Consider the following 21,677-nt stretch of genomic DNA (forward strand, 5'->3'; position numbering starts at 1 on the left):
GATCGAACGATTCGTTCGACGTGAGAGGCATTCGGCAAGGACAGCGCAACGGTCACTCATCACGGTGCGGCGCCGCAATAAAGCGCCGCCAGTGGACGTGAGTCGCTCAGCCGACGCCGAGCCATTCCCGCATCACGTCCGCCCGCTGCAAGAACGACGCGAGCGCGCCGTCGAACACGATTTCGCCGTGCCCCATCACCGCGACGCGGCTGGCGATATCCTGCGCGATCACGAGACGCTGCTCGATCAGCAGCATCGCCACGCCGCGATCACGCAAGGTCCGCAAGCATTGCGCGACCTGCTCCATCACGAGGCTCGCGAGACCCTCGCCGGGTTCGTCGATGACGAGCAGATCGGGGTCGCCGAGCAGCGCGCGGGCCAGCGTCAGCATCTGCTGCTCGCCGCCCGAGAGCGCGCCCGCGCGCGCGCGCTTTCGTTCGCGCAGCACGGGGAAAAGCGCGTAGGCGTCGTCGAAGGTGAAGCGCGGCGCGCGGCCGCGATCCCGTGGCGCGACGCCGAGTTGCAGATTCTCGTGCACGCTCAGCGTCGGGAAAACGTCACGATGTTCCGGTACGTAACCGAGCCCGAGACGCGCGATCTCGAAGGTGCGCAGACCGCCGAGCGGTCGGCCCGCGAAACGCAACTCGCCTTCGCTGCGCACGAGGCCCATGATCGCGCGTGCAAGCGTCGAGCGGCCCGAGCCGTTACGGCCGACCAGCGCCAACACTTCGCCCGCTTCGATGCTGAGCGTGACGCCGTGCAGCGCCTGGCTCGCGCCGTACCACGCGTTCAGCGCGCGAATCTCGAGCAAGGCGCTCATGTGCCGAACCCTTCGCCGAGATAGGCGGCGCGCACGGTCTCGTTGGCGCGGATCGCCGCCGGCGTGCCGCTCGCGATGATGCGCCCTTGCACGAGCACCGAAATGCGATCGGCGATCGCGAAGACCGCGTCCATGTCGTGCTCGACCATCAGCAGCGTGCGGCCCGCCGTGGTCTCGCGAATCAGTTCGACGGTGCGCGCCGCCTCCGCGCGATTCATGCCGGCAGTCGGTTCGTCGAGCAGCAAGGTATGCGCGCCGCCCGCAAGCGCGATGCCGAGATCGAGCGCGCGCTGCTCGGCATAGCTGAGCGTGCCGGCCTGAACGTGGCGGCGCTCGCCCAGGCCCACCGCGTCCAGCACGTGTGCGGCGCGCGCGTCGACCGTTGGCGAGCCGCTGAAACGCTGCCACCAGCGCGTGCGGTCGCGCTCAGCCAGCATCGCCGCGCAGCGCAGGTTGTCGAACACGCTGAGCCGCGCGAACACGCTGGTGCTCTGGAAGCTGCGCGCCAACCCGCGACGCGTGATCGCGGCTGGCGCGAGCCGGGTGATCTCGGCGCCGAACAGATCGATGCGCCCCGCGTTCGGCCGCGCGCCGCCGGCGATCAGATTGAAGAGCGTCGACTTGCCCGCGCCGTTCGGACCGATCAGCGCGTGGCGCTCGCCGGGTTGGATCGCGAGATCGACGCCGCGCAGAATCCGCGTCGAGCCGAAGCGTTTTTCGATGCCGTAGAGCGCGAGCGCGGGGATCATCGCGAGGCTCCGGCGGTGGGCGTGGCGCTTGAGCGCGGGCTCATGAGCAACGCTTGGGCGCGCCTCGCGAAATGCGCGGTCAGTGCGCCCAGCGTGGCCAGCACAAAGACCGTGGTGCCGAAGTAAAGTGGTGACGCGATGATCCACGACGGCACGCCCGGCACATCGAACGCCGCGCCGTCGCTTGCGCCGGATTGCGCCGCGTACGCCCATTGCACGGCGAGCACGGCGGCCACGGTCCACAACAATGCGGCAGCCGTGCCCCACCAATACGCAGCGGCGCAGCGGCGCCAGCCGTGCGCGGCGACTCGCGCCATGAAACGCTGCGCGAAGCCCGCCAATCCATCGGGCGACATCGCCACGACCACGATGAAGAACAGTCCCAGATAGAACAGCCAGGCGCGCGTGACGATCGCCACCACGACGCTGAAAAACGTCAGAACGACCGCGCCCGCGACCGGCCCGAAAAACGCCGCCGTGCCGCCGACCACCGTGGCGATCAACACCGCGCCCGAGCGCAGCATGCCGACGCTTTCCGTCGACACCAGTTCCACATTGATCAGCGCCAGCGTCCCCGCGATACCCGCGAAAAACGCTGACATCACCACGACGCCATAGCGAATGCGACGCGGATAGCAACCAATGGCCGCCGCCCGCACGGGGTTGTCACGCACGGCATTGGCGAGGCGCATGAAAGGCGTGCGCGAAAGCGCGAACATCGCCGCGCACGCGAGCAGGCACCACACGGCAATCAGCGCATACGCCTCGCGCGCCGGGCCGAAGCTCCAGCTTCCCAGCGGCACGCCGCTCGCGCGATCGATCGCCACGCCCGCCTCGCCGCCGAACCAGTCGGGAAGCGTCCACGCCGCGGCCGCGACGAGTTCGCCGAGACCGAGCGTGATCATCGCGAAGGCGGTGCCGGCACGCCGCGTCGAAATAAAGCCGAACGGCACGCCGCACAGCGCGCCGCCAATTCCACCCACCAGCGGCAGCAGCGCGAGCGGCACACCGATCCGGTTGAACACCTGCGCGGCCACCAGCGCGCCCAATCCCGAGTAAGCGGCATGACCGAACGACAGCAGCCCCGTCTCGCCGAGCAGCAGGTTGTATGAAAGCGCGAACACAATCATCGTTGCGGTCTGCGCGAGATAGGCGAGCAGCCAGCTTTGCGGCCAGACGAAGGGCGGCACGGCGAGCAACAGAAGCAGCGCAAGCCACGGCGCGAGCAAGCGCCACAGCGCACGCGGCGCGCTCGCGGACAGCGCCGATGATTCCTTGGCCTCACGCATGATCGTCGCGCCGTCCGAGCAGGCCGCGCGGGCGCAGCGCCAGCATCGCCACCAGCAGCAGATACGGAATCAGCGGCGCGAGTTGCGCGAGCGTCAGCGCGTCCCATTCGACGGGGAGCGTTGCGTCGAAAATCGACAGGACGTCGCCCAGCGACACATTGCTCGCCACAGCCAGCGTCTGCACGCAACCGACCAGCAGCGACGCTGCCAGCGCGCCCGTCAGCGAACCCAGCCCGCCGATCACGACCACCACGAACACGATCGAGCCGAGCGACTCCGCCATCCCCGGCTCGATCACGAAGAGCGGCGCGCCGATCACGCCGGCCAGCGCGGCGAGCGCCGTGCCGGCCGCGAACACGCCGGTGAACACGCGCGGCACGTTGTGGCCGAGCGCTTCGACGGCGCTCGCGTGCGTGAGCGCGGCGCGCACGATCAGGCCCGCCTTCGACACGCGCAACACCGCGAACAGTGCAGCGAGCATTCCGAGCGACACCGCCATCATAAAAGCGCGGTAGCGGGCGAACGCCGCGCCGTAGATCGTGAAAAGCGGCCCGTCGAGCACGGCGGGCACGGTTGCGGACAGCGGACTCAAGCCCCAGCCGAGCTTGACCAGTTCGCCCAGCAGATACGCGGCGCCGAACGTCAGCAGCAACTCGGCGAGATGGCCCTGCACGCGCACGCGCCGCAACAGCCAACGCTCGAGAGCCGCGCCGATCAGCCCGACGACGAGCGGCGCGACGACTAACGCGCTCCAGAACCCCGCGCGCGCCGCCACCGAAAATCCAACATACGCGCCGAGCATGTAAAAACTCGCATGCGCGAAATTCAGCACGCCGAGCATGCTGAAGATCAGCGTCAGGCCCGCCGACAGCATGAACAGCAGCAGGCCGTAACTGACGCCGTTGAGCAGATTGATAACGAACGACTGCACGCGCCTAATCCGGCTGATCCGCGACGCTCAACGGTTCGAGCGCCGCGCGCAATTGCGCGGGCAGATTCACCGGGCGCCGTGTGACACGATTCACATACACATGCACGAAGTGTCCTTGCGCGGCGGGTTGATCCTCGCCTTCCTTGAAGAGACCGACCTGATAGCGCACGCTCGACGTGCCGAGCCGTATCACGCGCAGGCCCGCGTCGATCCGGTCGGGGAACGCCAGCGGCGCGAAGTAGTTGCATTGCGTCTCCACTACAAGGCCGATCGTCTCGCCCTGCTCGAAATCGAGCACGCCGGCGCGGATCAGATACTCGTTCACCACGGTGTCGAAGTAGCTGTAGTAGACGACGTTGTTCACATGACCGTAGACGTCGTTATCCATCCAGCGGGTCGGAATCGTCAGGAAGTGCGGGTAGGCGCCGCGCGGGGCGGATGCGGGTTTGTTCATGCTGGCGTGGTCGTCTCGGGCGTTATCGTGAACGTTGTGCGGCTGGTTGTTTTCGTCAATGCGATTCGGTCAGCACGCGCTGCGAGCGCCTTCGCTGACGGCGCGTGATCAGACAGGAGATATGAGCCGTGCCGCGCTACTCGCCCAGCATGACTCATCGGCGAACTCGTCAACCGGCTCACTGCCCCGGTCTTTCGACGAACTCGAACGGCAGGCCGCGCCGCCGCATCCATTCGCCGAGCGCCTGGCCGGTGCCCGCGCGCCACGGCCGCAATCTGGCCGGCTCGACCAGTCGGTACTCCAGCAATTCCGGCGACAACGCGATCGTGCCGTACGCCTTCACGTGATACGCGATGATCAGTTCGTTCTTGCGCATGAATTCGTACACGCCGATCAGCTCGGCCGTTTCCGCGTGCAGCGAGGTTTCCTCGAACACTTCGCGGGCAATGCCCTCTTCCGGCGTCTCGCCGTTTTCGAGGAAGCCCGTGATCAGTGCGAACATGCCCTCCGGCCAGGCGGCGTTGCGCGCCAGCAGAATCTTGCCTTCGTATTCGACGATCGCCGCCACCACCGGCAGCGGGTTGTTCCAATGGACGTAGCCGCACGCCGTATCAGGACAGCTCTGACGGATGCGGCCGCCTTCGTGTGCGGCGTCGGCGCGCTCGGTCAAAGGCGTGGCGCAGCGTGGGCAAAATCGGTAATCGGTCATGGCGAGGAGGACGTCTTGTTGTCCTGTGTAATCGTGTTTGTCGTTAGCTTCTGGTTTTCACGCCGCGCACAACTCGCGCACCTCGGCGGCGAACCGCTCGACCGTTTCCGGCTGCGTATCCCACGCGCACATCAGCCGGCATCCGCCCGCGCCGATGAATTCGTAGAACTTCCAGCCGCGCGCGCGCATGGCCTTGGCGGCTTGCGCGGGCAGTTGCGCAAAGACCGCGTTCGATTCTCCGGGGAACATGATGCTCACGCCCGGAATTTCCCGCAACCGCGTTTGCAGCAGTTGCGCCATCGCGTTCGCGTGACGCGCGTTGCGCAGCCACACGTCGTTGTCGAGCAGGCCGAGCCACGGCGCGGAAATGAAGCGCATCTTCGAGGCCAGTTGGCCGGCTTGCTTCAGGCGGTAAGCGAAATCGTCGGCGAGCGCGCGGTCGAAGAACACCACCGCTTCACCCACCGGCAAGCCGTTCTTGGTGCCGCCGAAGCACAGCACGTCGACGCCCGCGCGCCACGTGATCTCCGACGGATGCACGTCCAACGCGGCGACCGCGTTGGCGAAACGCGCGCCGTCCATATGCACCTTCAGATGACGCCGTTTGGCGATCGCCGCGATCGCCCGCACTTCCTCGACGCTATAGACCGTGCCGACTTCCGTCGATTGGGTCAGCGTGACGACTTTCGGCTTCGGGTAATGGATGTCGGCGCGGCGCGTGACGACGGCTTCGATCGCATCCGGCGTGAGCTTGCCACCGATGCCCGGCGCGGTCAGCAGCTTCGAGCCGCCCGAGAAGAACTCAGGGCCGCCGCATTCGTCGGTTTCGATGTGCGCGAGTTCGTGGCAGATCACCGAGTGATACGACTGGCACAGCGAAGCGAGCGCCAGTGAATTGGCGGCCGTGCCGTTGAACACGAAGAACACTTCGCAGTCGGTCTGGAACAGGTCGCGCAGACGGTCGCACACCTGGTTGGTCCAGGAATCGTCGCCGTAGGCTGGTTCGTGGCCGCTGTTGTTGGCGGCGATCAGCGCGTCGAGCGCTTCGGGACAAATGCCGGCGTAGTTGTCGGACGCGAAATGTTGCATGGCGGGCGGCGCGTCCGGCGATGGGCGCGCTGGAATGACGGAAAGCGGTCATTTTAGTGCGCGCTGCGGTTATTTGTTGTCCGCTAGCTGCAGCGTGGGCAGCAACGCCTTTATCGACGTGCGCTCAGTGGCAGCCGCAATCGGGCATGCGGCCCCGGCCGCGCGGCATGCGCGCGACGACGATTAGCCCGATCGCGCCCAGCAACAATGCCCCCGCCGCCAGCCACAAGGCCGGTGAAAACGATCCGGTCTGCTCGGCGATCGGCGCGGCGACCAGTGGGCCGACGATCTGACCGACGCCATAGGCCGCCGTCGCGTAGCCCATCAGGCCGGCAGCGTCGTCGCCACGCAGACGCCGCGCATCGCGCATCGCGAATAGCGTGATCGCGGTGAACGGCAGGCCGATCAGGATGCTGCCGAACGAGAAGCCGGCCGCCGTCGGCCGCACGATGCCAAGGGCGATGCCGCACGCCTGCAGCACATAGCAGCCGGCCAGCAGCGTGCGGTTGTCCCAATGAACGGGCAAACGCGCCGCCAGCAATGCGCCGACGATCAGCGCCGCGCCGAACATTGGCCAGAACAGGTCGGGCCACGACGAGCCGGGCAATGCGTGACGCGCGATGACGGGCAGGAACGTCGCGGTGATGATGTAGCCGAACCCTGGGATGCCGTAGAGGAGGACGAGCCAGAGGGCGTCGGCGTGGTGGGTTGCGTGGGTGGGCGCATCTTGGACTGCGGCGCGTGCAGTCGCGCCGGCCTGGCCGGCGACACGCTGGCTCGTCTTGCCGGCACGCACCTGATCGCCACTACCGGAACCGACCATGCGAGCGCTTCGAGCCTTCGCTCCACCGCCGGACGCAGTCCCGAACACCGGCCAGACCACGACCGACAGAATCGCCGCGATCAGCCCGAACCCGATCCATCCCGCGGCGGCCCCGTACCCGCCTGCCACGCTGACCAGCAAGCCCGTGCCGACGATGCCCACGCCCGGCCCCGTATAGATCACCCCGCCCCATCCGTGCGCCCCGACTTCGGCGAGCCGCCGCAGGCCCCACTGGGACGCGAAGACGAACGTCCAGGCACTGACCGCGCCCGCGACAAACCGCACCGCCGCCCAGATCCAGAACTGGCTAGTCACGCCCATCGTCAACGTCAGCAGCACCGTGGCGGCGAGTCCCATGCGCACCATCCGCGCCGGCTCGATGCGCAGCGCCGCGCACGTGACCGCGCCGACGAAATACCCTGCGTAATTGAACGACGCCAGCCAGCCGCCATGCTGAATATCGAGCTGCGGCTGACCGGATCCGCTGCCGTGAAGCATCAGCGGCAAGAGCGGCGTGAATGCGAATCGCCCGATGCCGAGCGCGACGGCCAGCGTGACCATGCAGGCAAGCGCCGCGCGGCGGGCGGCGTGGCGCTCGGCGAAGCTGCCGTGTGGGGTGGAGGCGAGGTCGTTCATGGGCGGCGGCAATGAATGCAGTCAACGGGTCGGATGGCGGATATCCATACTAGCTTGACCTTTCAATCACGAAAAATGAATAATTCGGATATCACCCATCGCCTAGAGAGAATCATGGACCTGGCCGCTTTGACCATTTTTCGCGCCGTCGTGCGGGAAAACGGCGTGACGCGCGCCGCCGCCAAGCTTAATCGTGTGCAATCGAACGTTACCACGCGTATCAAGCAGCTCGAGGAGCAATTGGGCACCGACCTGTTCATCCGCGACGGCCGCCGTCTCGTGCTGACGCCCGCCGGCGAGACGCTGCTGCCGTATGCCGAGCGCCTGCTCGCGCTCGCGGATGAAGCGCGTCACGCGGTGCGTGAGGATCGTCCAAGCGGACGGTTGCGTTTGGGCACGATGGAAAGTGTCGCGGCAACGCGTCTTCCTGCCCTGCTCGCGCGTTATCACCAGCAGTGGCCCGCCGTCGCGCTGGAACTCGAGACCGGCACGACCGGCAAGCTGATCGAGCGGGTGCGCGAATTCGAAGTGGATGCGGCGTTGGTGGCGACGCCGTTGGATCCGGCCACGCTCGGTGATTTATTCGAGTCGGTGCCGGTGTTTCGGGAAGAGCTGGTAATGCTGACGCCGCGCGGCCATCGGCCGATTCGCGACGTTCGGGACATTGCGTTGTCCACGCTGATCGCGTTCGAGCGCGGCTGTGCTTACCGGTCTTATATCGAGAAGTGGTATCTGGAGCACGGCGTGAGGCCGGCGCGCGTGCTGGAGCTGGGCTCTTATCACGCGATCGTGGCCTGCGTGGCCGCAGGCGCCGGGGTGGCGGTCGCGCCGCGGTCGGTGCTGAATTTGCAGACCGACGCCAGCAATATCGCGGTGCATGAACTGCCCGATATCGGCGTGATCGAGACGCTGCTGGTGTGGCGGCGCGGACACTTTTCGTCCGCGCTGAACGCGCTGAAGCAGGCGCTGGTGATGCGGCAGGATGCGGTGAATTCAACTGGGATCGCGACCGCGGCGGAAGGCGCGGTCTGATCTTTGGCTACAGGGCCGGCATCCGTCGAAACGAACACTGCGAGCAAAATCGACGCTCGGCGCGGCGCCCATTCGCAACCCGGCGCGCCAGACTCCGAAAAAAACTCGGGCCACGCGAGACGCTCGATCTTCCAGCGCCTCGCCTGGCCCAATCACATCAGAATCAAAGCTGGCCTTCGACCCAACCCTTGACGCCGGCCAGCGCCGCCGGCAGATTCGCCGGCTCGGTGCCGCCAGCCTGAGCCATGTCCGGACGGCCGCCGCCCTTGCCGCCAACCTGCTGCGCCACGAAGTTGACCAGATCGCCTGCCTTGACCTTCTTGCTCGCGTCGGCCGTGACGCCGGCGATCAGGCTCACCTTGCCGCCTTCGACCGACGCCAGCACGATCGCTGCGCTCTTCAGCTTGTCCTTCAGCTTGTCGACGGTTTCGCGCAGCGTCTTGACGTCCGCGCCTTCGAGCGTAGCCGCCAGCACATGCACACCGTCGACTTCGATCGCCTGACCGGCCAGCTCGTCGCCCTGGCTCGACGCCATCTTCGACTTCAGCGCGCTCAGTTCCTTCTCCAGCGACTTCACCTGGTCCTGGACCTGGGTGATCCGCTGCGTCAGTTCCGACGGTTGCGCCTTCAACACAGCCGCGGCCGCGTTAATACGCGCGTCGAGGTCCTGCACGAAGCGCACGGCGTTGTCGCCCGTGATCGCTTCCACGCGGCGGATGCCCGCCGCCACGCCGCCTTCCATGACGATCTTGAAGAGGCCGATGTCGCCGGTGCGATGCACGTGCGTACCGCCGCACAATTCACGCGAAAAGCCCAGGTCGAGCACGCGGACTTCGTCGCCGTACTTTTCGCCGAACAGCGCCATCGCGCCGCCCTTCACCGCTTCGTCGAACGGCATGACGCGCACGATGCCAGGCGCATTCGCCAGCACTTCGGCGTTGACGATTTCTTCGACGCGGCGGATCTGCTCGTCAGTCATCGGCGCGTTGTGCGCGAAGTCGAAACGGGTCTTGTCCGCGTCGACGAGCGAGCCCTTCTGCTGCACGTGCGAACCGAGCACTTCACGCAGCGCTTTATGCATCAGGTGAGTGGCCGAGTGATTGCGTTGCGTGCGAGCGCGGCGCACCGCGTCGATTTCCGCCTTGACGACGTCGCCCACCTTCAGCGTGCCCTGTTCGAGCGTGCCGTGATGACCGACCACGTCGGCCTGCACCTTTAGCGTATCGCTCACCGCGAAGCGGACGCTCGCGTTGGCGAGCACGCCCTGGTCGCCGACCTGGCCGCCCGACTCGGCGTAGAACGGCGTATGGTCCAGCACGACGACAGCCTGCTGGCCGTCACGCACTTCCTGCACGGAGGCGCCATCGACATACAACGCGATAACCTTCGCGTCGTCGAAGACGATTTCTTCGTAGCCGTGGAACGTGGTCTTCGCGCCCGAGTATTCGAGGCCTTGCGCCATCTTGAACTTGCCCGCCGCGCGAGCCTGCTCGCGCTGACGCGCCATGGCTTCGTCGAAGGCGGCTTCGTCGACCGTCACTTCGCGCTCGCGGCACACGTCCGCCGTCAGATCCAGCGGGAAGCCGTACGTGTCGTGCAGCTTGAATGCGAGTTCGCCGTCGAGCGTCTTGCCGCCCTTGGCTTCGAGGTCGGCCAGCGCGCTCTCGAGAATCGACATGCCGTGCTCGATGGTCTCGAAGAAGCGCTCTTCTTCCTGACGCAGCACGTCGGTCACGCGTTGTTCGGCTTCCTTCAGTTCCGGGTATGCGCCGCCCATTTGCGCGACGAGATCGCCCACCATGCGATGGAAAAACGAACCCTTCTTGCCCAGCTTGTAGCCGTGGCGGATCGCACGGCGCACGATCCGGCGCAGCACATAGCCACGGCCTTCGTTGCCCGGAATCACACCGTCGACGATCAGGAAAGAGCACGCGCGGATGTGGTCGGCGATCACCTTCAGCGAGTTGTTGGTCAGATCGCTCACGCCGGTTTCGCGGCCGGCGGCCTTGATCAGCGCCTGGAACAGGTCGATCTCGTAGTTGCTGTGCACGTGCTGAAGCACGGCGGCGATACGCTCCAGACCCATGCCGGTGTCGACGCACTGCTTGGGCAGCGGCGTCATGTTGCCTTGCGCGTCGCGGCTGAACTGCATGAACACGAGATTCCAGATCTCGATATAGCGGTCACCGTCTTCCTCGGGCGATCCGGGCGGGCCGCCCCAGACTTCCGGGCCGTGGTCGTAAAAGATTTCCGAGCACGGGCCGCACGGACCGACGTCGGCCATCTGCCAGAAGTTGTCCGATGCGTAGCGCGCGCCCTTGTTGTCGCCGATGCGGATGATGCGCTCGACCGGCACGCCCACCTCTTTCGCCCAGATGTCGTGCGCTTCGTCGTCTTCGTGATAGACGGTGACCCAGAGCTTGTCTTTCGGCAGCTGATACACGCCCGTCAACAACTCCCACGCGTAGTGGATCGCGTCGCGCTTGAAGTAGTCGCCGAACGAGAAGTTGCCCAGCATTTCGAAGAACGTGTGGTGACGCGCGGTGTAGCCGACGTTTTCCAGATCGTTATGCTTGCCGCCGGCGCGCACGCTGCGCTGCGCGGTCGTGGCGCGCGAGTACGGGCGCGATTCCGCGCCCAGGAACACATCTTTGAACTGCACCATTCCCGAATTGGTGAAGAGCAGCGTCGGGTCGTTGCCGGGCACAAGGCTCGACGAGCGAACGATCGTATGGCCCTTCGATTCGAAGAACTTGAGGAATTTCTCGCGGATTTCGGCGGCTTTCATGGCGTGCGGGGGACGGGTTTGCCAGTTCCCTGGCTGTTACCGGCGGCATCGTGGGATGCGCCAACTGTGTGTTTCTTAAACGACTGATTATACGGGATCGGCGCCCGTGCGCGGCGGCGCGGGCTGTATGGCTGGCCGTTCGGCCAGGATCGAGCGGGCGCCGTGGGACAGGGCGGCACTTTGCGAGGCCCGTCATTCGTCCTATACCGTTCGGCCGACTGCGCCAGCGCGCGGGAATCGCTTAAGATTGCCTCCATCCCGCAGCGCCTCGCGCGCCGCCTTGGCCACGAAGAAGGAGACATCGAACAATATGGGCGCTCTAAGTCATATCCGCGTGCTGGATCTCACACGCGTACTCGCCGGCCCCTGGTGCGCGCAGACGCTCGCCGATTTCGGCGCCGACGTGATCAAGATCGAACGCCCCGAAGTCGGCGACGACACCCGCCACTGGGGGCCGCCGTACCTCAAGACGCCCGAAGGCGAAGACACGCGCGAGGCCGCGTACTACCTTGCGGCGAACCGCAACAAGCGCTCGGTCACCGTGGACATCGCCTCGCCCGAAGGCCAGCGGATCATTCGCGAACTGGCCGCGCAGAGCGACGTGGTGCTGGAGAACTACAAGGTAGGCCAGCTACAGAAGTATGGCCTCGACTACGCATCGCTCAAAGAAGTGAAGCCCGACATCGTCTATTGCTCGGTGACCGGCTTTGGGCAGACCGGCCCGTATGCGCAGCGGGCCGGGTACGACTTCATCGTGCAAGGCATCGGCGGCTTCATGAGCATTACCGGCGAGCGCGACGGCCAGCCGGGCGGCGGTCCGCAGAAGGCCGGCGTCGCGATTGCCGACCTCATGACCGGCATGTATTCGACCATCGCCGTGCTCACCGCCCTCACCCACCGCGACCGGACGGGCGAAGGCCAGTACATCGACATGGCGCTGCTAGACGTGCAGGTCGCGATGCTCGCGAACATGAACTCGAACTACCTGGCAAGCGGCCAGCCTCCGGTGCGCTGGGGCAATGCGCATCCGAACATCGTGCCGTATCAGACCTTCCAGACGAGCGACGGGTGGATCATCGTCGCGGTCGGCAACGACAGTCAGTTCCGCAAGTTCGTCGAAGCGGGCGGCCGCCCGGAACTGGCGGACGACGAGCGCTTTGCCACCAACCCGGCGCGGGTGCGCAACCGCGACATCCTCGTGCCGATTCTCGCGGAGATGGTCCGCCTGCAGGGCAAGCAGCAATGGATCGCCGCGCTCGAGGCGGCGGGTGTGCCGTGCGGGCCGATCAACGATCTCGGCGAAGTGTTCGAGAACGAGCAGGTGCTGGCGCGTGGGCTCCAGGTGGACCTGCCGCATCCGTCGGGCGGAACGGTCAAGCTGGTGCGCAATCCGATCAATATGACCGGCACGCCGCCTGAAGCGCTTACGCATCCGCCCATGCTCGGGGAGCACACAGAGAGCATCTTGCGCGACGTGCTGGGCTATGACGAAGCGAGGATTGCGGCGTTGCGGAGCCAGTCCGTGATTTGAGTCCGCAGTCAGGCCGCCGCAAGCTCCGAAGATGCGAGGTGCGCCGCGGAGCGCAACGTCGCGATGAACCCAGCGCGGAAACGGACTCCCAAATCGACGGCGCGGGCGGCTAGCGCGGTCCGAACGACTCCAGCCACTTACGCCCTTCGTCCCAATCGCCGAGCCCGCTGTCCGCGTTGATATGGCCGCGCGAGCCGAGGTCGATCCAGCGGCTGCCCCACGCGTTCGCACAGGTCTGTGAAAACGGCACGCCGCCGTAGGGATCGTCGCTGCTGGCGACAACAATGGTCGGAAACGGCAACCGCTCGAGCGGCACAGGCGCGAAACCGCGCGCGTCCCGCGGAAAATGCGCCTCGGCCGGATCGGGCGGCGCGACCAGCAACGCGCCCGCCACCTTCGCAAGCTGCGCGGCGCTCGCATATTGCGCCGCCCAGAAAGCCGTCGTCAGGCAGCCGAGGCTGTGCGCGGTGAAGACCACGGGCGCATCGGCGGCGGCCACGGCGGCGTCTAGCGTGCGGCACCAGGCGTCGCGTTCAGGATGATCCCAGTCCGGCATCCGCACCCGCGCGAAGGCCGGATTCAGTTCTTCCCAACGCGTCTGCCAGTGGCCGGCGCCGGAATTCTGGTAGCCCGGCAGCACCAGCGTGGTGGGTTGTTTTCGTACGCTCATCCGCGTTCCCCGTGTCGGTTGTTAGTCGCAGTTTATTGTTTTTGGCCTGTGGTTTTTGCTCGCGCCGGCGCAAGCCCGCATCGCCGCGTCAATGCATTACGCGCCCCACGCCCACACCGCGCGGATCCGCCGCCGGCACGGGCGTCGTGCCCTCGATGCGGATCATCTGCACGTCGCCGTTGAATGACTGCCCTTCGAGTGTGTAGCCCTTGGCCTGCAACTGCTCGGCCAACTCACCCGTGATGGGACGATACGGCTCGAAATAGATTGTCTTCTGCGGCAGCAACTGGTGGTGAAACCGCATGGCGGCGAGCGCGTCGGTGGGCGACATGTTGAAGTCGTACAGGTCGGTCATCACCTGGAAAATCGACGTCAGGATGCGCGAACCGCCGGGCGTGCCGATCACGAGCGACACCTTGTTGTCCTTCAGCAGAATGGTCGGCGTCATCGACGACAGCGGACGGCGTCCCGGCGCCACGGTGTTCAGTTCGGCACTGTTCGCGCCGGCGGGTTTGGTCACGAAGTCGTCCATGGCGTCGTTCAGCAGGAAGCCGGCGCCGTCCACCACCACGCCCGAACCGAAGTCTCCGTTCAGCGTGTAAGTGTTCGACACGGCATTACCCCACTTGTCGACCACCGAGAAATGCGTGGTTTGCGCCTTCTCCGGAACAGCGTCGCCGAGTCCCGGCTTGACCGGCGTCGCGCCCGGCACTTCGTCGGGCTTGACTTCGTCGGCGCGCTGCGCGAGGTAGGCGTCGTCGATCAGTTTGGCGGTCGGCACTTTGTACGCGTCCGGATCGCCCAGGTATTGCTGGCGATCGGCGAACACGCGGTCCTCGATTTGCGCAATCAGATGTATGTACGGCACGGAATTCAGTTCGAGGCCGTCGAAGGCCGGCTTGAGGTCGGCTTTCATCTTCAGCATCTGGATCAGACCCACGCCGCCCGAACTCGGCGGCGGCGCGGTGACGACCTGATAGCCGTTCCAGTCGGCGGTTAGCGACTGACGCCACACGGCCTTGTACTGAAGCAGATCCTGTTTCGTGACCAGACCGTGGCCGTACATCTGCTGGGCGATCAGGTCGCCGGTGCGGCCTTCGTAGAATTCGCGCCCGCCGTCGCTTGCGATGCGCGACAACGTCTGCGCCAGTTCAGGCTGGCGGTATGTCGCGCCCGCCTTGAGACTGGAGAAGTAGGCATCGAAATTGGTCTTGCCGGCGAAATTACTCGCGGCTGCGTCGTGGCGTTGCTGCAACCACGGTTCGACCTGGAACCCGTCGGTGGCGTAGCGGATCGCGGGCGCGAGCACCTGCTTCCACTTCAGTTTGCCGAAACGCTGGTGCGCTTCCCACATGCCCTCGACGGTGCCCGGCACGGCCACCGCGCGATGGCCGACGGCGCTCATGCCCGGCAGCAGATTGCCCTTGTCGTCGAGATACATGTCGCGGGTCGCCTGTCGAGGCGCGCTCTCGCGATAGTCGAGGAAATACGGCTTGCCGTCCATGAACACCGTCATGAACCCGCCGCCGCCGAGGTTGCCCGCATCCGGCGCGGTCACGGCCAGGGTGAAGGCGACGGCGACAGCGGCATCCACCGCGTTGCCGCCGGCGGCAAAGATCTGCTGCGCCGTGTCCGCGCTGTAGCGGTCCGGCACGGCCACCGCCGATGCGTCGAACACGGCCTTGGGCGGCGGCGTTTTCGCCAGCGCGACCGTGCCGCCCGCGAAGGAGGCGAGCACGGCCGACACGGTCAGGATCCGGGCTAGGGAAAGAAAAGTGAAAGGCGCGCGAGGCGCGCCGTGCGTCGGGACAGACATCCGAGAAACTCCGGCAACTGAGGGCGCCATGGTGCACGAACGGCAGGAATTCGTGCAAGGCGACAAGGGGCGGTGCGGCCTGCGAGGATCGCTGCGACGAGCGCGCGCGCTGCGTGTTGTGGGCAAGCTGCACTGCCCCGCGAAAAATCGGGGGCGGGCATTCAAGGCGCGATGAGGCGGCTAATCCACCTCTGCTAATGCACCTCTCGATGCGCGCTGGTCGCCCGCCCGAGGACTCAGGCCGCACGAAATGCGGCCTGACCAGAGGCCCGATGCAACGGGCCGAAAGCGGGCGCATACGGCCCATTGCGACGCCAGCACACTTGACGCGGACAAACCCGCGCAGCCAGCGTGGGCGAAGCCGCGCCGCTCGCATCCTAAGTCGGCGGCGCTCACGTGAACAAAACGTTTTACCTCCTGTTACAGCGCCGGCCTGCCCCTTCAATCACCGTCAAAATGGCTCAAACGTTGGCTGCGCGCCGCACTCGCCTGTCGCAACGGGGCTCGTCAGGTAGAATTGTCGTATAAGAGGACGCATTGCGCGCCCCCGACAGACTCTCACCTTCTCGCATGAATACCGAACGCAACGACGCGCCAGCGGCATCCAATTTCATCCGCAACATCATTGACGACGACAACCGCACCGGCAAGTGGGGCCAGCGCGTCGAAACGCGCTTCCCGCCCGAGCCGAACGGCTATCTGCATATCGGTCACGCCAAGAGCATCTGCCTGAATTTCGGCGTGGCGCGCAGCTACGGCGGCGTCTGCCATCTGCGCTTCGACGACACCAACCCGGAAAAGGAAAGCGTCGAATACGTCGACTCGATCATCGACGCCGTGCGCTGGCTCGGCTTCGAGTGGGAGAAAGACGGCAAGTCCGAGCTCTACTACGCGAGCGACTACTACGACAAGCTGTACGAATTCGCCGAACTGCTGATCGAGCGCGGCAAGGCGTACGTGGACAGCCAGTCGGCCGAAGAAATGCGCGCGAACCGCGGCTCGGCTACGGAAGTCGGCACGCCGTCGCGCTTCCGCGAGCGTTCGGTGGAGGAGAATCTCGACCTGTTCCGTCGCATGAAGGCCGGCGAGTTCCAGGAAGGCGAGCACGTGCTGCGCGCGAAGATCGACATGGCGTCGCCGAACTTCAACATGCGCGATCCGGTGATCTACCGGATTCGTTTCGCACATCACTACCGTACCGGCGACAAGTGGTGCGTGTACCCGATGTACGACTACACGCACTGCATCTCGGACGCGCTGGAAAACATCACGCATTCGCTGTGCACGCTGGAGTTCGAAGACCATCGTCCGCTGTACGACTGGATTCTGAACGAGCTCGCCGAGGCCGGCATTTTCACGCGCCCGCTGCCGCAACAAATCGAATTCTCGCGACTGAATCTGACTTACGCGATCACCAGCAAGCGCAAGCTGCTGCAACTCGTGACCGAAGGCCATGTGGACGGCTGGGACGATCCGCGTATGCCGACCATCGTCGGCGTGCGCCGGCGCGGCTTCACGCCGGAAGCGATCCAGTTGTTCTGCGAACGCATCGGCGTGACCAAGGTCGATTCGTGGATCGACATGAGCGTGTTCGAAGGCGCGCTGCGCGACGATCTGGACGAGAAGGCGCCGCGTACCGCCGCCGTGCTCGATCCGGTCAAGCTGATCATCGACAACTTCCCCGAAGGCGTCACCGAGCCGTGCCATGCGCCGGTCCATCCGCATCATCCGGAAATGGGCGTGCGCGAGTTTCCGATTTCGCGCGAACTGTGGATCGAACGCGACGACTACAACGAAACGCCGCCGAAGGGCTACTTCCGCCTGTTCCCGGGCAACAAGGTGCGTCTGCGTTACGGCTACGTGATCGAATGCGTCGGTGCGGATAAAGACGAGAACGGCAACATCGTCGCGGTCCATTGCAACTACTTCCCGGATAGCAAGTCGGGCACCGAAGGCGCGAACAACTACAAGGTCAAGGGCAACATCCACTGGGTCAGCGCGGCAGCCGCGTGCCCGGCCGAAGTGCGCATCTACGACCGCCTCTTCAAGGAGCCGCAACCGGACGCCGGCGGCCGCGATTTCCTCGAAGCGCTGAATCCGGATTCAAAGCGCGTGGTCAACGCCTACCTTGAGCCGGGCGCGCGCGAAGCGCTGCCGGAACAGCGCTATCAATTCGAGCGCCACGGCTATTTTGTCGCCGACCGCGTCGATTCGAAGCCGGGTAAGCCCGTATTCAATCGCATCGTCAGTCTGCGCGACAGTTGGGGCAAGCCGGCGTAAGCTGGAACGCACCCTTTTGCCGCGCATCTGAGGTTGGTTACGGCGTGCGTCTTGATCGAAAGATGCACGCCGTTTTGTTGCACCATGTTTCCATCGACGGCGGCGGCGCGGCATCCGCACACGCCAGTCCGGGAGGTCCGATGAAAGTTGCAGGCCGTCGCGGGGCCCGTACCCGGCACACGACGGGGCACACGGCATACGCTGCGCGTTTCGCCCATGGCGCGGGCTGCGCGCTCGTGGCGCTGATCACCTTCGCAGCAGCGTCGCTCAGTTGCGCCGCTGAGGCGGATGAACTCACCGGCACGCTGAGAAAAATCCACGACGACGGCGTGGTCGTGCTCGGCGTGCGTGAAGCTTCGATCCCTTTCTCTTACTTCGACGGCAAGGGCACGGTCGGCTACTCGCAGACCATCGCGCTGCAGATCGTCGAAGAGATCAAGAAGACGCTCGGCATGCCGCAACTGAAGGTGCACGAGATCACGGTGACCTCGTCGAACCGCACGCCGATGTTGCTGAACAACCAGATCGATCTGGAATGCGGCTCGACCACCCACACCGTGGAACGCGAAAACGTGGCCGCGTTCTCGAACAGTTTTTTCCAGTACGCGGTGCGCATGATCGCGCGCAAGAACGCCGGCATCACGGATTTTCAGGATCTGGCCGGCAAAGCGGTCGTGACGACCGCGGGCACCTCGGATGAACGCCTGCTGCGCCGCCTGAACACCGACAAGCTCCTGAACATGCGCATCACCAGCGCGCGCGACCATTCCGAGGCCTTCAACGCGCTCAAGGACGGCCGCGCCGTGGCCTTCGTGATGGACGAGCCGATCGTGTACGGATTCAAATCGACCGATCCGCGTCCCGACGACTTCGTGGTGACCGGCACGCCGCTGGGCTACGAAGTCTACGCGTGCATGTTCCGCAAGGGCGACGAGCCGTTCCGCGCTCTCATCAACGGCGTGATCGCGCGCGGCCAGACATCCGGCGAAGCGGAGCGTCTGTACAAACAGTGGTTCACGCAACCCATTCCGCCGCGCGGCATCAATCTGAATTTTCCGCTGTCGGAGCAGAATCGCGCTCTGTTCGCGCATCCGAACGACCGCGCGCTCGACTGAGGCCTCACGCGGTCACGGCCTCGCCGCTATAGCAACCGATGCAGTTCCGCGAGCGACAGCGTGGTCTGAAAGAGCCGCGTGAGACTGCGGCTCGCATACTTGTCCACTTCGTCGGGCGCGGCCCAGCGGTAGGCATCCATTTCGGGAATCAGCGTGCCGTCCGAGCGGCGCGGAAAGAGCGACGTGCAGGTGCACACGCTCAGATCGAGTTCATCGACGGTGGCACGCGCGCCGAACAGATGCAGATCCTTGTCGCGCCGATAGACGAACAGGCCGAGGTCTTTCAGACGCTCGGGCGCTATGGCGATACCGGTCTCCTCGACCATCTCGCGCAGCGCCGTGACATGCGGCGCCTCGCCTTCTTCGCCGTGTCCTTTCGGAATGTCCCAGTGCGACGTTTCGGTGGCGTGCGCAAGCAGCACGCGGCCGTCCGGGTCGAGCAAAACGATGCCGCACGAAATAATCCGTGTGCTCATCGCCGCACCATCTCAGGCAAACGCGCAGATTCATCGACACGCATGCGCGCGGCCTCGGGCCGCGTCGGCTGCCAAGGGGCGCGCGCCGCCATCAAGACCTGCACCTTCAGTGCTTTTTCTGCAATTGCCAGGTGCCGCTGCCCTGCTTGCAGAACTGCGGGCGCAGGTTCATGGATTGTCCCTTGGCGCTCAGCACGACGCCGAGGTCGCGGCAGGTGCGATCGCCCTCTTTGGCCGTGCTGGCCATCGTGATCGCGGCGTCGATCTTCACGCTATTGCCCGTGCCTTCGTTGACCCAGTTCGCGGTTTCGCCGTCCTGCTTGTCGTTCAATGCGGCGAACACCGCCTTTTTGACGGAGTCAATGTCGCGTTGCTTCATGTAGCTGATCGGCGTGTCGTTCAGAAAGCCAAGATTTGCCGCTTGCGCGCCGATCGCAGCACCCAGCAACAGGCTGCCGGCGGTCAGTTGAGACAGGACGCGGGTTCGCATCGACATGAAGGGTTCTCCTCGGAAGTGTTCGGCGGTCTCGAGCGCGCATGGCGTCTCATGATCTGGACCCCAAAAGCATAGCATGTCCCTCTCGAAGGGACCGCGAGAAACGACCGCCTGCCGAAGCGGATAAAACGAGGCCAGCCTCGCACAGGACGTGCCTCATTTCCGGGGAGCGCGCGCCGTCGGCCCAGTGAGCGTCCCTAATTTTAGGACAGATCCCATTCCTGCCACTAGGACGCTTTCTTAAGATTGTTCGGTTGCGCCTCCGCGCCAATCAGAATCTGAAGAGGCCTCACCATGCACACCCTCTCCGTCCTCAAAACCATTGCTATCGCGCTTGCGCTGCTGTGCGCCGCGCTCGCACCGGTTGCGATGGGCCGCGATCCCGGACTCGCGCGGCGCGCCGTGCGGATGGACGCGCTGCCTCACGCCCGCTGGCCCAATCTGCTGACGCGCGTCGGCATCGCCTGCCTGTTGCTGTCCTTCGCGCTGCTGCTCGCCGGCTGCTATTACATGCTGGCGAACGCCGGCAATTAATCTCGACTCTAGCGACCGGCTACGCCAGCCGTCATCGCGTCACCCGCCTCACTTCGCGGCCACTGAATCGGCCGCCCCGCTCCCCGCCTTATATCCGTCTGTCAGCGTATTCAGGAACGCGACCACGTCCTTGATTTCAGCCTCGTCGAGCGCCGGCTTGTCACCCGGCTTGCGGTCGAACGGTGGATCGGTATTCAGATTGGCCCAGTACTGCTGAGGCAGATCGTCGAATTTCCGCACTTTGCCTTTCGTCACCGGATAGAACTTCTCCGGGTTCGTGTCGCGCTCTGCATAGAAACGCACCACCTGATCAAGCGAATGGTAGATGCCGTTGTGGAAAAAGCTCTTCTTCAACGCCACATTGCGCAGCGTCGGCGTGCGGAAGATGCCGCAAAACTCGCCACGTCCCTTCAGATCGGTGCGCTCTGGGCCGCAAGCGCCGAGGTCGTAGAAACGCGGATCGCGATTCACGGACAGCGCGCGATTGCGCGGCACGCCGATCGCGATCAGGCCGAAGTCGCTGAACTGCGGCGGCGCGCCGTCCAGGGTGCGCTGGCTGATGTGGCAGCTCGCGCAATTGCCTTTTTTCTCGTCGTTGAAGAGTTGCAGGCCGCGCAGTTCGGCTTGGGTCAACTGCGCTTTGCCCGCCAGATACGCGTCGTACTTGCTGGTGTACGGATAGAAGGTTTCCGGCGTCTGCTCGAAGGTTTCGAGCGCCTGCAGCACCGCTTTGAAGGTGGCGTCGTCGCTATCGAAAATGTGTGCGCCGAATGCCGCGCGGAACGCGTCGGCGTATGGCGCGGCCTTGACGGCCGCAGTGACCTTGGCCGGCGTGCTGCCCATTTCGAACGACGACAGCAGCGGGATGCGCGCCTGGTCGCCGCCCCGGTCGACGCGGCCATCCCAGGTCAGGCCGCCGGTGGGTCCGGCATCGACGCTTTCGTCGCCTTCGTCATCCGACTCGTGATAGTGCTCGGCGAATGCCGGCACCGACTGTAGATACTTCAGCGTCGGCGCGGCGCGCATGCCGGTGCGGTGCATATCGCTGCCGCCCAGTTGCACCGACAACGCATTGGCCGGCGAGAACCCATGGTCCGGACTGTGACACGACGCGCAAGCGAGCTTGCCCGAACCGGAGAGCGACGCGTCGAAAAATAGCTGCTTGCCGAGCGCTGTCATCTGTCGCACGGATTCGTAGACCTGGGCGCGAGACTGGCCCGCTTCATGAGCCGCCACCTGCACCGCCGACGCCGCCACCGGCGTGGCCGAAGCCGCTACGCCTGCACCGGTGCCCGCCGCGGCTGCCGTGCCTGGCGCACCCGCATCGCAGGCGGCAAGGGTCAAGGTCATGGCGGCCAGGGCGAACGCCGTCGCTTGCCACAGGCGCGTCGTCGCGAGCCCGGCGTCACGCCGTGCGTGGACCCGAGCCATTATTTTCC

Annotated in this window: 19 protein-coding genes; 5 read left to right on the top strand and 14 right to left on the bottom strand. The window is 65.3% G+C overall.

The window, feature by feature from the left end; genetic code table 11:
- Positions 1 to 106 precede the first annotated feature (106 nt).
- From B0G81_RS19730 to B0G81_RS19765, 8 genes are all read right to left on the bottom strand, one after another.
- The gene (locus tag B0G81_RS19730; RefSeq protein ID WP_106283670.1) at positions 107 to 820 is read right to left on the bottom strand and encodes an ABC transporter ATP-binding protein; all 714 of its coding nucleotides are present in this window, start codon (positions 818 to 820) and stop codon (positions 107 to 109) included.
- Complete coding sequence (locus B0G81_RS19735; protein WP_134138071.1) at positions 817 to 1,569, bottom strand: ABC transporter ATP-binding protein; 753 nt, start codon at positions 1,567 to 1,569, stop codon at positions 817 to 819. Before B0G81_RS19735 ends, B0G81_RS19730 begins: the two co-directional genes overlap by 4 nt.
- Complete coding sequence (locus B0G81_RS19740) at positions 1,566 to 2,858, bottom strand: branched-chain amino acid ABC transporter permease (protein ID WP_134138072.1); 1,293 nt, start codon at positions 2,856 to 2,858, stop codon at positions 1,566 to 1,568. Before B0G81_RS19740 ends, B0G81_RS19735 begins: the two co-directional genes overlap by 4 nt.
- Positions 2,851 to 3,789, bottom strand: coding sequence for a branched-chain amino acid ABC transporter permease (locus tag B0G81_RS19745; RefSeq protein WP_134138073.1), 939 nt, complete (start codon positions 3,787 to 3,789; stop codon positions 2,851 to 2,853). Before B0G81_RS19745 ends, B0G81_RS19740 begins: the two co-directional genes overlap by 8 nt.
- A 4-nt stretch (positions 3,790 to 3,793) precedes the next feature.
- Positions 3,794 to 4,243 carry a thioesterase family protein gene (locus tag B0G81_RS19750; protein WP_134138074.1) on the bottom strand — a complete coding sequence of 150 codons (450 nt, stop codon included), beginning with the start codon at positions 4,241 to 4,243 and terminating at the stop codon, positions 3,794 to 3,796.
- Positions 4,244 to 4,421: 178 nt separating this feature from the next.
- The gene (locus B0G81_RS19755) at positions 4,422 to 4,952 is read right to left on the bottom strand and encodes an NUDIX domain-containing protein (protein ID WP_134138075.1); all 531 of its coding nucleotides are present in this window, start codon (positions 4,950 to 4,952) and stop codon (positions 4,422 to 4,424) included.
- A 57-nt stretch (positions 4,953 to 5,009) separates the two neighbouring features.
- Positions 5,010 to 6,041 (bottom strand): low specificity L-threonine aldolase, encoded by a 1,032-nt coding sequence (locus B0G81_RS19760; RefSeq protein WP_106283676.1) that lies wholly within the window; start codon positions 6,039 to 6,041, stop codon positions 5,010 to 5,012.
- Between the two features lie 124 nt (positions 6,042 to 6,165).
- On the bottom strand, positions 6,166 to 7,500 hold the full coding sequence (locus B0G81_RS19765) for a YbfB/YjiJ family MFS transporter (protein WP_134138076.1): 1,335 nt from the start codon (positions 7,498 to 7,500) through the stop codon (positions 6,166 to 6,168).
- Positions 7,501 to 7,614: 114 nt separating this feature from the next.
- On the opposite strand from B0G81_RS19765, the gene B0G81_RS19770 reads away from it, so the two are divergent.
- On the top strand, positions 7,615 to 8,532 hold the full coding sequence (locus B0G81_RS19770) for a LysR substrate-binding domain-containing protein (RefSeq protein ID WP_116117854.1): 918 nt from the start codon (positions 7,615 to 7,617) through the stop codon (positions 8,530 to 8,532).
- Positions 8,533 to 8,695: 163 nt separating this feature from the next.
- On the opposite strand, the gene alaS is transcribed toward B0G81_RS19770, so the two are convergent.
- On the bottom strand, positions 8,696 to 11,320 hold the full coding sequence (gene alaS / locus B0G81_RS19775) for an alanine--tRNA ligase (RefSeq protein ID WP_116139849.1): 2,625 nt from the start codon (positions 11,318 to 11,320) through the stop codon (positions 8,696 to 8,698).
- Positions 11,321 to 11,630: 310 nt separating this feature from the next.
- On the opposite strand from alaS, the gene B0G81_RS19780 reads away from it, so the two are divergent.
- Complete coding sequence (locus B0G81_RS19780; protein WP_134138077.1) at positions 11,631 to 12,851, top strand: CaiB/BaiF CoA-transferase family protein; 1,221 nt, start codon at positions 11,631 to 11,633, stop codon at positions 12,849 to 12,851.
- 109 nt (positions 12,852 to 12,960) lie between these two features.
- On the opposite strand, the gene B0G81_RS19785 is transcribed toward B0G81_RS19780, so the two are convergent.
- Complete coding sequence (locus B0G81_RS19785; RefSeq protein ID WP_134138078.1) at positions 12,961 to 13,521, bottom strand: alpha/beta hydrolase; 561 nt, start codon at positions 13,519 to 13,521, stop codon at positions 12,961 to 12,963.
- Positions 13,522 to 13,609: 88 nt separating this feature from the next.
- On the bottom strand, positions 13,610 to 15,337 hold the full coding sequence (ggt, locus tag B0G81_RS19790; protein WP_134138079.1) for a gamma-glutamyltransferase: 1,728 nt from the start codon (positions 15,335 to 15,337) through the stop codon (positions 13,610 to 13,612).
- Positions 15,338 to 15,907: 570 nt separating this feature from the next.
- Here ggt and B0G81_RS19795 point away from each other — a divergent pair.
- Positions 15,908 to 17,617, top strand: a complete 1,710-nt coding sequence (locus B0G81_RS19795) for a glutamine--tRNA ligase/YqeY domain fusion protein (protein WP_134138080.1) — start codon at positions 15,908 to 15,910, stop codon at positions 17,615 to 17,617.
- Between the two features lie 140 nt (positions 17,618 to 17,757).
- Positions 17,758 to 18,732 (top strand): transporter substrate-binding domain-containing protein, encoded by a 975-nt coding sequence (locus tag B0G81_RS19800; protein WP_116119600.1) that lies wholly within the window; start codon positions 17,758 to 17,760, stop codon positions 18,730 to 18,732.
- A 26-nt stretch (positions 18,733 to 18,758) separates the two neighbouring features.
- Here B0G81_RS19800 and B0G81_RS19805 read toward each other — a convergent pair whose 3' ends face one another.
- The gene (locus B0G81_RS19805) at positions 18,759 to 19,208 is read right to left on the bottom strand and encodes an NUDIX domain-containing protein (protein WP_134138081.1); all 450 of its coding nucleotides are present in this window, start codon (positions 19,206 to 19,208) and stop codon (positions 18,759 to 18,761) included.
- Between the two features lie 106 nt (positions 19,209 to 19,314).
- Positions 19,315 to 19,704, bottom strand: coding sequence for an RT0821/Lpp0805 family surface protein (locus B0G81_RS19810; RefSeq protein ID WP_134138082.1), 390 nt, complete (start codon positions 19,702 to 19,704; stop codon positions 19,315 to 19,317).
- Positions 19,705 to 19,998: 294 nt separating this feature from the next.
- Between B0G81_RS19810 and B0G81_RS19815 the strand changes: the two genes are divergently transcribed.
- Positions 19,999 to 20,238 (top strand): hypothetical protein, encoded by a 240-nt coding sequence (locus B0G81_RS19815; RefSeq protein WP_134138083.1) that lies wholly within the window; start codon positions 19,999 to 20,001, stop codon positions 20,236 to 20,238.
- A gap of 48 nt (positions 20,239 to 20,286) precedes the next feature.
- Here the strand turns inward: B0G81_RS19815 and B0G81_RS19820 are convergent, their stop codons facing one another.
- A complete protein-coding gene (locus B0G81_RS19820) occupies positions 20,287 to 21,669 on the bottom strand; it encodes a cytochrome c peroxidase (RefSeq protein ID WP_134138084.1) in 1,383 nt (460 codons plus the stop codon).
- Between the last annotated feature and the right edge of the window lie 8 nt (positions 21,670 to 21,677).

It is taken from the genome of Paraburkholderia sp. BL6665CI2N2, assembly GCF_004366535.1.
Taxonomy (GTDB): domain Bacteria; phylum Pseudomonadota; class Gammaproteobacteria; order Burkholderiales; family Burkholderiaceae; genus Paraburkholderia.

What these genes read in the sequence shown, in the direction of transcription:
- B0G81_RS19805 (WP_134138081.1), bottom strand. Translation starts at nt 19,208, where the DNA reads ATGAGCACACGGATTATTTCGTGCGGCATCGTTTTGCTCGACCCGGAC.
- B0G81_RS19755 (WP_134138075.1), bottom strand. Translation starts at nt 4,952, where the DNA reads ATGACCGATTACCGATTTTGCCCACGCTGCGCCACGCCTTTGACCGAG.
- B0G81_RS19770 (WP_116117854.1), top strand. Translation starts at nt 7,615, where the DNA reads ATGGACCTGGCCGCTTTGACCATTTTTCGCGCCGTCGTGCGGGAAAAC.
- B0G81_RS19735 (WP_134138071.1), bottom strand. Translation starts at nt 1,569, where the DNA reads ATGATCCCCGCGCTCGCGCTCTACGGCATCGAAAAACGCTTCGGCTCG.
- ggt (WP_134138079.1), bottom strand. Translation starts at nt 15,337, where the DNA reads ATGTCTGTCCCGACGCACGGCGCGCCTCGCGCGCCTTTCACTTTTCTT.
- B0G81_RS19750 (WP_134138074.1), bottom strand. Translation starts at nt 4,243, where the DNA reads ATGAACAAACCCGCATCCGCCCCGCGCGGCGCCTACCCGCACTTCCTG.
- B0G81_RS19780 (WP_134138077.1), top strand. Translation starts at nt 11,631, where the DNA reads ATGGGCGCTCTAAGTCATATCCGCGTGCTGGATCTCACACGCGTACTC.
- B0G81_RS19820 (WP_134138084.1), bottom strand. Translation starts at nt 21,669, where the DNA reads ATGGCTCGGGTCCACGCACGGCGTGACGCCGGGCTCGCGACGACGCGC.
- B0G81_RS19760 (WP_106283676.1), bottom strand. Translation starts at nt 6,041, where the DNA reads ATGCAACATTTCGCGTCCGACAACTACGCCGGCATTTGTCCCGAAGCG.
- B0G81_RS19730 (WP_106283670.1), bottom strand. Translation starts at nt 820, where the DNA reads ATGAGCGCCTTGCTCGAGATTCGCGCGCTGAACGCGTGGTACGGCGCG.
- B0G81_RS19765 (WP_134138076.1), bottom strand. Translation starts at nt 7,500, where the DNA reads ATGAACGACCTCGCCTCCACCCCACACGGCAGCTTCGCCGAGCGCCAC.
- B0G81_RS19795 (WP_134138080.1), top strand. Translation starts at nt 15,908, where the DNA reads ATGAATACCGAACGCAACGACGCGCCAGCGGCATCCAATTTCATCCGC.
- B0G81_RS19785 (WP_134138078.1), bottom strand. Translation starts at nt 13,521, where the DNA reads ATGAGCGTACGAAAACAACCCACCACGCTGGTGCTGCCGGGCTACCAG.
- B0G81_RS19815 (WP_134138083.1), top strand. Translation starts at nt 19,999, where the DNA reads ATGCACACCCTCTCCGTCCTCAAAACCATTGCTATCGCGCTTGCGCTG.
- B0G81_RS19810 (WP_134138082.1), bottom strand. Translation starts at nt 19,704, where the DNA reads ATGTCGATGCGAACCCGCGTCCTGTCTCAACTGACCGCCGGCAGCCTG.
- B0G81_RS19800 (WP_116119600.1), top strand. Translation starts at nt 17,758, where the DNA reads ATGAAAGTTGCAGGCCGTCGCGGGGCCCGTACCCGGCACACGACGGGG.
- B0G81_RS19740 (WP_134138072.1), bottom strand. Translation starts at nt 2,858, where the DNA reads ATGCGTGAGGCCAAGGAATCATCGGCGCTGTCCGCGAGCGCGCCGCGT.
- alaS (WP_116139849.1), bottom strand. Translation starts at nt 11,320, where the DNA reads ATGAAAGCCGCCGAAATCCGCGAGAAATTCCTCAAGTTCTTCGAATCG.